The 12,253-nt window shown below is 39.8% G+C and carries 10 protein-coding genes; 4 read left to right on the forward strand and 6 right to left on the reverse strand.

All coding sequences use genetic code 11. From position 1 onward, the window contains the following. Positions 1-193 precede the first annotated feature (193 nt). From rpsU to CALSC_RS01700, 4 genes are all read right to left on the reverse strand, one after another. Entirely contained in the window at positions 194-388 is a 195-nt protein-coding gene (rpsU, locus tag CALSC_RS01685) for a 30S ribosomal protein S21 (RefSeq protein ID WP_088239699.1), read from the reverse strand. A 1,028-nt stretch (positions 389-1,416) separates the two neighbouring features. Further along, entirely contained in the window at positions 1,417-2,280 is an 864-nt protein-coding gene (locus CALSC_RS01690; RefSeq protein WP_088239700.1) for a 3'(2'),5'-bisphosphate nucleotidase CysQ family protein, read from the reverse strand. 179 nt (positions 2,281-2,459) lie between these two features. Beyond that, on the reverse strand, positions 2,460-2,822 hold the full coding sequence (locus CALSC_RS01695; protein ID WP_088239701.1) for a hypothetical protein: 363 nt from the start codon (positions 2,820-2,822) through the stop codon (positions 2,460-2,462). Further along, a complete protein-coding gene (locus CALSC_RS01700) occupies positions 2,819-3,358 on the reverse strand; it encodes a hypothetical protein (protein ID WP_235006640.1) in 540 nt (179 codons plus the stop codon). The genes CALSC_RS01695 and CALSC_RS01700 overlap by 4 nt, the downstream gene beginning before the upstream one ends. Before the next feature lie 319 nt (positions 3,359-3,677). Between CALSC_RS01700 and dusA the strand changes: the two genes are divergently transcribed. The 3 genes from dusA (at position 3,678) to CALSC_RS01715 (ending at position 5,990) form a co-directional block, all read left to right on the forward strand. Continuing rightward, positions 3,678-4,691, forward strand: coding sequence for a tRNA dihydrouridine(20/20a) synthase DusA (gene dusA / locus CALSC_RS01705; protein ID WP_088239703.1), 1,014 nt, complete (start codon positions 3,678-3,680; stop codon positions 4,689-4,691). Between the two features lie 136 nt (positions 4,692-4,827). Continuing rightward, positions 4,828-4,998 carry a DUF2256 domain-containing protein gene (locus tag CALSC_RS01710; protein ID WP_088239704.1) on the forward strand — a complete coding sequence of 57 codons (171 nt, stop codon included), beginning with the start codon at positions 4,828-4,830 and terminating at the stop codon, positions 4,996-4,998. 38 nt (positions 4,999-5,036) lie between these two features. Then, the gene (locus CALSC_RS01715; RefSeq protein ID WP_088239705.1) at positions 5,037-5,990 is read left to right on the forward strand and encodes an isoaspartyl peptidase/L-asparaginase; all 954 of its coding nucleotides are present in this window, start codon (positions 5,037-5,039) and stop codon (positions 5,988-5,990) included. A gap of 96 nt (positions 5,991-6,086) precedes the next feature. Here the strand turns inward: CALSC_RS01715 and glmU are convergent, their stop codons facing one another. Next, positions 6,087-7,463 (reverse strand): bifunctional UDP-N-acetylglucosamine diphosphorylase/glucosamine-1-phosphate N-acetyltransferase GlmU, encoded by a 1,377-nt coding sequence (gene glmU, locus CALSC_RS01720; protein ID WP_088239706.1) that lies wholly within the window; start codon positions 7,461-7,463, stop codon positions 6,087-6,089. A gap of 434 nt (positions 7,464-7,897) precedes the next feature. After that, positions 7,898-9,136 (reverse strand): response regulator, encoded by a 1,239-nt coding sequence (locus CALSC_RS01730; protein ID WP_235006641.1) that lies wholly within the window; start codon positions 9,134-9,136, stop codon positions 7,898-7,900. A gap of 1,635 nt (positions 9,137-10,771) precedes the next feature. On the opposite strand from CALSC_RS01730, the gene CALSC_RS01735 reads away from it, so the two are divergent. Further along, positions 10,772-12,253: fatty acyl-AMP ligase (locus tag CALSC_RS01735; RefSeq protein ID WP_235006642.1), on the forward strand; the 1,482-nt coding region annotated here is incomplete at its 3' end.

Consider the following 12,253-nt stretch of genomic DNA (forward strand, 5'->3'; position numbering starts at 1 on the left):
TTGTTGTATTTTATTTCATCCTCAATCCTAACTATGGATTAATGGATTTTGAGTGGCTAAGAATATCAATTACTCAGTGATAATATTTCGGTTTTACAGAGGAGGATTACTTACTTTTGTATAGAATAAGCAAACAATAATTCATTCCGCCAACATAAATATCACTAGTAAATCATGACTAACTCGGATGTATTTATCTATAACCGGAACTACGTCTGCGACGTTGCTTGCGTCTAGCCACCAGTTTCCGTTTTTCCTTCTCTAAAGGTGTCTCAAAATGGCGTTTTTTGCGAATGTCTTGGAAAATTCCGGCTTGAGAAACTTGGCGCTTAAATCGACGTAATGCCGAATCAATTCCTTCATTCTCGCCCAAAACTACTTGCGTCATCAACTATTCCTCGTTATGGTGAATCGATACTGAAAACCTAAAAAATCGGAATTTCTTAGTATAGTTAAGTTTTTATATGAATCTACTAGATGGGTTATAGCTTTTTCTTTTAGTAACTGTACTCAACTTAGTAGGGGCGGTTAACTACCAGTCAAAAGGGGTTGAAAACCTGGTTAATAGCAACCCAGCCTTGACAAACCTCCCTTATGTCTCGCTCCGTAAGTCTATAGGATAAGTTCCCGATATACAGTGACATAAACTATCTCCCCAATCAACAAAATGTAGATAACTTCATTATTCGGAGAGACGCTTTCAAAAATTCAAAAGGATAACTCAACCGAAGGTACGTGCTGCCATAGAACTATAGCATAAGTTTAGAAGATTAACATCACAAATTTTACGATAAATCCATACAAAATTTAACCGCGTCATGGAATTATCGCATTACTTACAGGCGAACTGTGAGTAGATATAGCACTACGTGCAAGTAATAAGTAATAAGTTTACTGCTCATAGGTTTGAGCCTTAGGTGATTTCTGAAAATCATTTTACCAATGACAACGGCGCAAGCCTTGCGCCCCTATGGTGAATTTGTAATCCCCTGGTAATTTGAAGTCTGGAAATCTCCTTGAATCAGTCCTAACAGAATTGCGTAGTGCTATAAGTCTAATTTTTATTCGTATTATAAAGTTTAGCTGTAAATATAGATCAGAGATATCCAAATATTTACATAGGGCTTGCTGAAAAAGTTTTTTAATGAGGGTAGGGAGTAGGGAGTAGTTCCAGCCTCTTTATTTCTATTCTTTTTGCCAGAAAAAATAACAGATGCAAGGATTTTAAACCTAAAATCCGAATTTCCTTGCACGCCCCTCCCCAATAAAATAGCCTCAAAGCATTGATAAATCAATATTTTTCAGTTATTCAGCAGACCCTACATATACAAAAGGTTTTGATGCGATTGCATGAAGCATGGAAAGGATTTTTTAGGGGTTTTAATCTGTTCTGAGAATAAATATCTGTGGTTGCTTTCAATTATTTTGGTTATCCCAGTTTACTAAAATATTCTCTGCTCTCTGACACAGGGATTCATGAAATTGACCATTACTAGCTAGTAAACCACCCCATTGATTAATATCTCCGGTGTTATATTGCAATACATGGCCGGCAAAATGTGTAAATTTACCACCAGCTTCTGTCAAAATTAATTCGGGTGCAGCCATGTCCCAATCTTTGGGTGCAGATTTACCAGATAAGGAAATATACATATCTGCTTGCTGCTCAACAATAGTAGCAATTTTGCAGCCCACACTGCCCACCGATTTCTGATTTTGGCAGGGTAAATTTTGTAATAAATATTCTAATCTTTGATTGCGGTGAGAACGGCTGACAACTAAAGTTAAGTCCTGAATGCGTTCCCGTGAAGATACTTTTACAGGTAGGGATTTACCATTACGGGTAGTGACAAAAGCGCCCTCACCTTTGATGGCATGGTAGAGTTTCTCTAATTCTGGAACTACTACCACTGCTAATACTGGTCTATTCTCCTTTACCAAAGCCATATGAATGGCATATTCCCCAGTTTTTTCAATAAAGTCTCGCGTACCATCTAAAGGATCGATAATCCATACCAATTCTGAATTGAGCTGCTTGGTTTTTCCTTCTTCATAGGTTTCTTCGCTGATGTAGCCAAAATTAGCTTCCCCTAATTCAGTTTGTAATTTTTGTAAAATATATTGGTTAACAGCTAAATCAGCAGCAGTGACAGGATCTTCCTGTTTATATTGTACATTTAAACTTTGGTCGCCATTGCCTCTATAGTAGGAACGCAGTATATCAGCTGCACCCCAGCCAATGGAAGAAGCGATCGCTAATATTTCTTGGAAGTCTTGCATTTAACTTTATTAACATCAGGACTTTTCATCAATAGCCTACACCAATAGGTATAAACGAGTCATGAAGAGGCGGGGGAGCAAGGAGTAGGGAGCAGGGAGCAGGGGAGAAACCCCATACATCGGTTTGATGGGGATTGGCGGTGCGAAAGCCGGTGGTAAAGGAGGGATGACCCTTAAGTTTAAGCGTCAACATTTATTCCATGACGTTCTAAATATGGACGCAGATTAATTTGAATAAATAAATCCTTCAATTCTTGAGCAATTTCTTCAGGAGGATTTCCAGATAAGGCTGTTGCGATTAGACGTTCTGCCACTTTCAATTCTCCACAATCGATCGCCAGAGTTGCAGCACTGCGATGTAAAATCGAACGAGTTGGTTCTGCATCTAATTGATGAGCAATTAATGCGGCGGCGGCTTGCTCATTCTCAAAAGCTTGTCGAGTAAGTTGGGATGCTTGTTCTAAATCACCTCTAATTTTGGCTGTGAAAGCTGCTTCCGCCAAATCCATTGCTGTGGTGTGTTTTTTTTGAATTTGACTCATCTTCTCTCCACACAAGATAGGGGTGTGCTGAATTCTACGACGATAATGTAAGCAGGAAATACACCATCGGAAACTTTGGTTTGTTCCTTTTTCTGTTTTACTCTAGCTTTAACACGGGTCAAATTACCCTTGCGTATTCCTGATACTTCAAGCCTAACTTTGTCTTGAAATGGTAATTCTTCATCTGTATCTAAACTTCCCAGCCAGTAATCAAATCCTGTTCCTTTACGAGAACGTTCAATTACCGTTAAATCAGTCAGTTCCCTAAGGATTAAAAAGGCAATACCGTAAGCTGCTTGTTCTGTTGTAAATTCCTCGTCATTCCAACAACGTAACATTTGCTCAGTAACGGGTTGCCAATATAGCTCAAATTGAGCCTTAAAATCTCCATCAACTGTGATTGTTACACCCTGAGAATGGCTCTGTTCTTCCAAACACACCGCACTAGCAGAAGCTTGTGCTGCTCCAAAAGAAGGAGTGATAGCGGGTAAGCCTTGGGATAAATCCGTAATTACAAGTTTTTGAGGCTTGTTCAAGATTAAAGTGATTTTTAGTCATTTTAGTTTAATTGTATTTTAAATCGCTGTTTCTTTATAGGTTGGCATAGCTTTTCTTACAGAGCATTGCACAAGAGCATAAAATTGAATCTCGTCAGAAAATTGTTACTTGACGGATAGCATCATCCATTTTCAAATTGGTATAAAGCCTACTATTTTGCGATACGCGCAGCGTCAAGCCTCCAGAGCATCGCCCCTGAGGAATATGGAATTAATTTTTTTTGAGTAGAATTTGAGTATTGCTTGTCACTCAAGAATCAAACTGAATAGGATAAAACCGCCTTTGATGAATTAGTATATGAGTATTATTGATTCGCTAAACGAGCGAAAAGCTCATTTTCCAAGGATTTCCTCTAATCCTTTAAGTATTGCACCGATGATGGATCGTACTGATCGTCATTTTCGTTATTTTATGCGCCAGATTACTAAGCGTACCCTACTATACACGGAGATGATTACTAGCGCAGCCATTATTCATGGGGATTGCCAACGTTTACTAGGTTTTTCCCCAGAAGAAAAGCCCTTATCCCTGCAAATTGGTGGTGACAATCCCCAACACCTGGCAGAATGTGCCCGGATTGCCGAAGATATGGGTTATGACGAAATTAACCTGAATGTGGGTTGTCCCAGTAGCCGAGTACAGGATGGTAATTTTGGCGCCTGTTTAATGATGCAGCCGGTGAGAGTGGCAGAATGTGTAGAGGCTATGCTCAAGGCTACCAACTTACCCATAACAGTTAAGCATCGTATCGGCGTAGATGAGTGCGATCGCTATGAAGATATGGTAAATTTTGTCAGTATTGTCGCTCAAGCTGGATGTAAAAGTTTTACGGTTCATGCCCGTAAGGCTTGGTTGCAGGGATTGAGTCCCAAAGAAAACCGGGATATTCCTCCCTTACGCTATGGGGATATTCATCGTCTCAAGCAAGACTTCCCCCACTTATTGATTGAAATTAACGGCGGCTTCACTAGTTTAGAGCAGGTAAAACAACAATTACAATTTGTAGATGGGGTGATGATTGGTCGTGCTGCTTATGATAACCCTTATTTATTTGCCAATAGCGATCGCGATATTTATGGTGAAGATGTCATACCTCCAACCAGACATCAGGTTGTGGAAGCCATGTACCCCTACATTGACTATTGGGTATCTCAAGGCTTGAAGTTAAATAAAATTACCCGCCATATGTTGCAACTGTTTGCAGGACAACCAGGTACTAAAGCCTGGAAACGTCTATTGACTGAAAATTCTTGTCGAATTGGTGCTGGCTCAGAAGTTGTTCGTGCAGCCTTGGAGAGGGTGAGGGAGTGATGGAGTGAAAGAGTGAAGGAGTGAAGGAGTTGAGGGTTGGTTATTTTATCTCCCCTGCTTTTTCTTCCAATTTGGGTTCTCCCCTGCTTTTTCTTCCAATTTGGGTATAATTGTTTTCCTACTCTGTTGATAAAATATGGGACGCAACCGTTCTAAATCCGATTTGCCAAGCAAAATCTGTCCAGTATGTCAACGTCCTTTTTCCTGGCGTAAGAAATGGGAAGATTGCTGGGATGAAGTGAAATATTGTTCTGAACGTTGCCGTCGTCGTCGTTCTGGAGTTAAAACAGAACTGGATGCTACGTAAAATTACTCATACCCATACATAAATAACCTGAGATAAAAATGACAACAAAGGTACAACCTAAATTAATTATTCATGGTGGAGCTGGCAGTTCCCTCCAAGGTAAAGGTGGAGTGGAGAAAGTACGCCAATTACTCCATCAAATTGTGGAAGAAGTTTATACCATACTCTTGGCGGGAGCTAGTGCAAAATCAGCAGTAGTTCGAGGTTGTCAACTGTTGGAAGATGAACCCCGGTTTAATGCAGGTACTGGCTCTGTACTCCAATCAGATGGTCAAATCCGGATGAGCGCTTCCTTAATGGATGGAACAGCTCAAAGTTTTAGTGGGGTAATAAATGTCTCTAGGGTAAAAAATCCCATTGACTTAGCTCAATTTTTACAAGATTCTCCAGACCGGGTACTTTCAGATTATGGTGCAGGGGAATTAGTCCGAGAATTACAAATTCCTAGCTATGATGCACTAACCGATACACGCTTGCAAGAATGGCTCCAAGAGCGTCAAGATAATTTTCAAAGAACTATGGCTGGGGTGGTAGCAGAACCAGAGTTAGCGTCCAGTAATAATGCTCGTAGAGGTACCATTGGAGTTGTAGCTTTAGACACTAATGGTCATGTAGCAGCAGGTACTTCCACTGGTGGCAAGGGCTTTGAACGTATTGGTAGAGTCAGTGATTCTGCCATGCCTGCGGGTAATTATGCTACCAATCATGCTGGTGTTAGTTGTACTGGTATTGGGGAAGATATTATTGATGAGTGCTTAGCACCACGCATTGTCATCCGGGTCACTGATGGCATGTCCCTGGAAGAGGCTATGGCTAAATCATTGAAAGAAGCAGGAGACAACAAACGGGATTTAGGAGCGATCGCTTTAGATGGCAAAGGAGCGATCGCTTGGGGAAAAACCAGTGATGTGTTACTAGCAGCTTTCCATGACGGAAACAAAATTGGCGATACCCTAGAGTTACCAGGAGGTACGCTAACAGGCTGCATTTAAGGGGAAGAGGGAAAGAGGGAAGGAGGGAAAGAGGGAAAGAGAGTAATTTATACTCATCTTCCCATCACTCTTTCACTCCCTCACTCTCCCACTCCCTCACTCCCCTATTCCCTCACTCCTTCCCTCCTTCTTCACTCGCCACTCCGGTTTCACAACCTGACGAGCACGAGCAATTACCAAAGAATCATCGGGGACATCTTCCGTTACCGTTGAACCAGCTGCAATGTAAACATCATCACCTACAGTAATTGGTGCGACTAAAACACTATTAGAACCAGTTTTAGTGCGATCGCCTATGATAGTTTTGTGCTTTTTCACGCCATCATAGTTAGCTGTTATTGTCCCAGCACCGACATTCACTTGAGTTCCCGCAGTGGTATCGCCCAGATAAGATAAATGAGCTACATTGGTGCGATCGCCTAATTGAGTATTTTTTAACTCCACAAAATTACCAATCCTACACCCTTGACCCACTTCCACATGACCTCTTAAATGGGCGTAGGGTCCAATCCTAGATGTGGAAATTACGGAACTATCTGTAACTATAGAATACTGCACAGTTACATTTTCTCCAATGTAACTATTTTCAATCAAACTGCCAGGTCCAATGCGACAACCACTCTTAATCAACGTATTTCCCCGGAGATGAGTTTGGGGTTCAATAATGATATCTGATTGTAATTCTACAGTGTCATCAATGGTAGTACTGGTGGGATCAACTATGGTGACACCAGCCATCATCCACTTTTCCTTGATGCGATTTTGCAAAATTTCATAAGCACCAGCCAATTGCATACGGTTATTAATGCCCAAAATTTCTTGGCAATTTTCCACATCAACAGCCATTACAGGGGTAACTTGGGTCACAGCATCAGTTAAGTAATACTCTTTTTGAGCATTATTTGTTTGTAAACTAGGTAAAATCTCAGCTAAATCTTGCCAACGGAAGCAGTAAACACCAGCATTAATTCGACAATTTTGTTTTTGAGCCGCAGTACAATCCTTATCTTCCACAATCTCTTGCACTACATTTTCACTATTACAAAAAACCCTTCCATACCCTTGGGGATCGCTGAGTTGTGCTGTCAATATAGTTGCAGCATTCTGTTTTTCTTGGTGAGTTTGTAATAAATTGCTCAGGGTTTGGGAGCTAAGTAAGGGCACATCACCATTGAGTATCAATAAATCCCCCTGATAATCTTGTAAATGGGGTAATAATTGTTGGATAGCATGACCTGTACCGAGTTGTTCGGTTTGTTCCACAAACTCTAATCCTGGAATCGATTCCATAGCAGTTTGGACCGATTGAGCCTGGTACCCCACAATTACCATCTGACGTGAAGGTGAAAGGGGCTTAACGCTATCTATAACCCGTTCCAGTAGTGATTTTCCACCCAAAGTATGTAAAACCTTAGGCATTACTGATTTCATCCGCGTTCCGCGTCCCGCCGCTAGAATTGCTACGACTACCATAATGAGCTACCGGCTATGAATGGTTTAGTACTGTGTATTTTGGCTCACATCATAACAGTTAATCATCAAGTTGACACTCTGCATCCTAGAAGGACGGGGTTTGTATCCCATTAATTTCGGTCATAAAAATTTTGGATTTTGGATTTTGGATTTTGGGTTGTGAAAGATTTACTACACAAGCTTTTCTTTCTTTCCATCTGTCGCAATCATTTTTTCAATTGGTATAAGATTCATTTTGACAGAGTTTAGGGACTTCCAGATAAAAAAATAATCAATCACTTGGAATGCAGGGGAGCAGGGAGCAGGGAGCAGGGGGAGTGAAGCAATTAGTTCAAGTCCAGAAATTGGGTAATTTATTTTTTGGGGTTCCCTTATAGACATAAACAATTAAGGCGTGGATATTGTTGAATGCCTAAGCCTATAATTCTTCCGCTTCACATACTAGCCTGAATAACTACAGTATGAATAAAATCAGCAAACTGCTGCATTAATTGGGGATTACGCCACCCCTTAGCAGTTTCTTCTGCCATTGCTACAAGTGCTTCTTCAGGAGTCAAAGCTTTTTTGTATGGTCTTTCGCTGATTAGAGCATCATAAATATCAATAATTTGAAATATTTGTGCTAAATAGGGAATTGCATTCCCTTTTAATTGATCAGGATAACCAGAACCATCCCAGCGTTCGTGATGATGGCGAATAATAGGTAGTACACCTTGCATACTACGTAATGGCTGACATATACTTTCGCCGATGGAAACGTGCTGTCTCATAATTTCCCATTCTTGGGGAGTGAGATTACCTTTTTTCAGTAGTACGGCATCAGGAATACCAACTTTACCAACGTCATGTAAATATCCTCCCCACATCAAATCCCGAATTTCATTGCGTGAGAGATTGAGATATTCACCAAAAGACTTACCTAATGCTACTAGCCGCTCGCAATGATCCCCCGTGTTAGGGTCACGACTTTCAATGGCTCTAGCAATGGAAAATAATACTTGTTCGGCGTGATCCAAATCTTCATTCAGGCGTTTTTGCTGTACCAAGGACTTCACTCGCGCTACTAACTCAACTCTATCGAAGGGTTTGCTTAAAAAATCATCCGCACCAACCTCAATCCCTTGAATCCGCGATCGCTTGTCATTCAATGCTGTAATAAAAATAACTGGTATTAGCCTAGTACGTTCATCCTGTTTCAATAGTTGGCATACTTGAAAACCATCCATCCCTGGCATCATCACATCCAACAACACCAAGTCAGGTTGTTTTTGGATTACCATTTCCACCACTTTTGTTCCAGAATTGGCTTCAATAACCTCGTAACCTTCCATTGCTAGCAGAGCTACGGCAGTCATACGACTCCCAGCATGATCGTCAACTACTAAAATTTTTGTCACATCGTCCAAGCCATTGACTATATGAACTTTAGCTTCTTGATTAACAAATGATGTGCCAGGTTCATTACAAGCATTAAAACAAGACTTGATATCGGCAGCTAGGGAATTGCGATTTTTTATGCCCGTGCCTGGTTGTAATATCTCCAACGAATTACTCACTAGATTACCCATTCTTAAGCCATGATTATCAGCGATAGAATCATCTTTATTTAGGGGGTTTGACCCATTAACATTTTCTTCGGTAGAAATTATATAATCGTTTTTTATCGCATTCACAAAATTCCTCCGCCTCTTTAAATAAGAGGAAAGTTTTTATCATAAATGGTTGTTAATTTATTTAGTTTATATTGTTTTGCTAAATATAATAATTTATTACTCAAAGATAATTTTGACAATTGACAGAAAGATAAGGCGTTGAGTATGTATAAGTTTTATTACATAAGCAAACATAAGCATTCTCTATCAACATTATGATAATAAATCATGTTATGGATGTGAATAATAATAAAAATACATCTATATCAGGCTATTTAGAAAAATGTTCAGATTAATTAATTTTTTTTCAGTAAGTAGATAAAATTTGTGAATATTTTGTAGTTGAAATTATCAAAATATAATTTAATATTTAGTTTTCTGGGTAAATCACAATCGCAGAAAATATGAAGTGATTCATCTCACATCAAAAAATATTAATTAAACCTGCATAAAAGCTGAATTTTTGATGTGTAAATAGATACTTTTTGATGGAAAGATCATAGTATATTCTTTCTAGGGAAAGGAAATAATCACTTCAATTTTGGTACAAGGGAACTAGGCTATGTGGAGTGAGATACTCAAACCTTTGTTCCTATTACTTTCTGTCCTGGTTTTGTTTAAGGTTTAGCCTTTTATGAAAATGTTGCTTTTGTGGGCTTATCGAAGGTGAGATCCCACCCCTTCAACAGAATGGTAGCATTTGCGATCGCAGAAATAAGTAGTTAAACATAATTAATTACACAATGTCATTGCGAGTGTAACGGAGTGAAACAAAGCAATCGCAAGGGTTAGGATTATTTCGCGTAGTTTGTAATAATGGTAAATATTTTTGTTTGATTACTTAGGATCAGATCGCACCGCAGAATTGATCTCCCTATTTATGGCTTCAACTTATCGGCAACAGGGTATTAGTACAAGACTGGTGATGCTGACGTAGATGAGTTTATTCTTAGCCCCAGTCAAGGACGAGATTCTATTGATGACTATGAAGACGGCATTGATTCTTTCCTTTTGACCAGAGGTCTAAGTTTTGCGATTGGCTTCCGCACTGATGAAATGCGCCGAGTCATTACCATGGGAAGGTGGCACGAAGTGCCCGTCGCTGGCGATCGCAAATAAATTGAACGTAAGCAGAACAAGTACGAATGGTTAAAGCAAAAGTTTCCTAATGTAGAAATACTCTCAGTGGCATTCAGTGATACTGAAATAGAAGCACACTTCTTATGTGCCGCGTCGTTCTACCTTCAGTGGATTATGCCTTCGTGATGCCAATCAAGAGACTACTGGTCTGTCCCATTAGTGCTGATAGCCAGTTGTATAGTCATATTTATATGACTTTTACTATTAGACTGGGACTTATAGTCCTAAGCGGGTGTGATAGAAAATCTATCATATTTTATGGGACAAACCACTACTCAGAATAGTGAAATTCTCAAGTAAATTCAGCTAGGCTTGATGTTGTGCCACATAATTTAGTTATAGGATTCATCAAGATTGATAACATCTGGAAGCCTTGCTAAACATGGATTTTAAAATTAACGAATATTTTTAAGATACCTGCGGAATGTAGATTATATCAATATTTGTACTGATGTTTTTTGTATATACATATTATTATCTTAGAACTTGATAACACTTTTTGAGTTATTAAATACTGTGTATAAAACAATTAATGTTTTAGAAAAAAACAATAGTAATATTACTAATTTAGTTAATTTAGTTCGCCATAGAAATCAAAATCAAGCCGACAATATAGCTTTTACCTTTCTCGCTAACGGAGAAACAGAAGAGGCAAGCTTAACTTATCAAGAATTAGACAAAAAAGCACGAGCTATTGCTGCTGTGCTACAAAGCATGAAAGTCAGTGGTGAAAGGGCACTTTTACTCTACCAACCAGGACTAGAATTTATTGCTGCATTTTTCGGGTGTCTGTATGCAGGAGTTATTGCAGTTCCTGTATATCCACCCAGACGTAACCATCACAGCAATCGATTGCAAGCGATTGTATCTGATGCCCAAGCAACAATTGCCCTGACAACTGCATCTGTTTTCAGCAATATTGAAAAAACCTTAAAATCAGAACCAGAATTAGCAATTTTACGTTGTATAACTACGGACGAAATTGATCATAATAAGGCTAATGGTTGGCAACCTCCTTACATAGAAAACGACACATTAGCATTTCTCCAGTACACTTCCGGTTCCACGGGAACACCGAAAGGGGTGATGGTTTCTCATGGGAACCTGATGCATAATTCCCAAATAATCTATCAATGTTTCGGTCATACAGCCAAAAGCCAAGGTGTAATTTGGTTGCCTCTATATCACGATATGGGGTTAATTGGTGGGATATTACAGCCTCTTTATGGTAGTTTTCCAGTAACATTGATGTCGCCGACAGCCTTTGTCAAAAAGCCTTATCGGTGGTTGCAAGCGATTTCCCACTACCAGGCTACTACTAGCGGTGGACCAAATTTTGCTTATGACCTTTGCGTTCGTCAGATTACTCCCGAACAAAGAGCAACTCTTGACTTGAGTAGCTGGGATGTTGCTTTCACTGGAGCTGAACCCATCCGCGCCCAAACTCTGGAGCGTTTTGCGACTACTTTCGCTGATTGTGGCTTTCGTCGGGAGGCATTTTACCCATGCTACGGGATGGCAGAAACAACTTTAATTGTATCTGGAGGTGTAAAAGCAGAACCCCCGATTATTCACCATGTCAACGGATCTGAACTAGAGCAGAAACGAGTAATGGAAACTACGGGTCAGCAAGAAGGAGATAAAGCCGTGGTAGGCTGTGGTAAAACTTGGTTAGATCATAAAATCGTCATTGTCGATCCCAAATCTTTAACTCCTTGTCCCTCTGGAAAAGTCGGAGAAATTTGGGTGTCAGGATCGAGCGTAGCTAGTGGTTATTGGAATCAACCAGAGCAGACACAACAGACTTTTTATAACTATCTTGCAGATACTGATGAAAGACCATTTTTGCGTACTGGTGACTTAGGATTTTTACACAATGGTGAACTGTTCGTAACTAGTCGTCTGAAAGATCTGATTATTATCTCTGGTCGGAATCATTCTCCTCAGGATATTGAGTATACAGTAGAACAGTGTCATCATGCTTTACGTCCAAACTGT

Origin of the sequence: Calothrix rhizosoleniae SC01 (assembly GCF_900185595.1) — a bacterium.
Lineage (GTDB): Bacteria > Cyanobacteriota > Cyanobacteriia > Cyanobacteriales > Nostocaceae > Calothrix_A > Calothrix_A rhizosoleniae.

Excerpts from the sequence above, each read along its gene's own strand:
- rpsU (WP_088239699.1), bottom strand. The coding sequence starts at position 388 with ATGACGCAAGTAGTTTTGGGCGAGAATGAAGGAATTGATTCGGCATTA.
- CALSC_RS01695 (WP_088239701.1), bottom strand. The coding sequence starts at position 2,822 with ATGAGTCAAATTCAAAAAAAACACACCACAGCAATGGATTTGGCGGAA.
- glmU (WP_088239706.1), bottom strand. The coding sequence starts at position 7,463 with ATGGTAGTCGTAGCAATTCTAGCGGCGGGACGCGGAACGCGGATGAAA.
- CALSC_RS01710 (WP_088239704.1), top strand. The coding sequence starts at position 4,828 with ATGGGACGCAACCGTTCTAAATCCGATTTGCCAAGCAAAATCTGTCCA.
- CALSC_RS01715 (WP_088239705.1), top strand. The coding sequence starts at position 5,037 with ATGACAACAAAGGTACAACCTAAATTAATTATTCATGGTGGAGCTGGC.
- CALSC_RS01690 (WP_088239700.1), bottom strand. The coding sequence starts at position 2,280 with ATGCAAGACTTCCAAGAAATATTAGCGATCGCTTCTTCCATTGGCTGG.
- dusA (WP_088239703.1), top strand. The coding sequence starts at position 3,678 with ATGAGTATTATTGATTCGCTAAACGAGCGAAAAGCTCATTTTCCAAGG.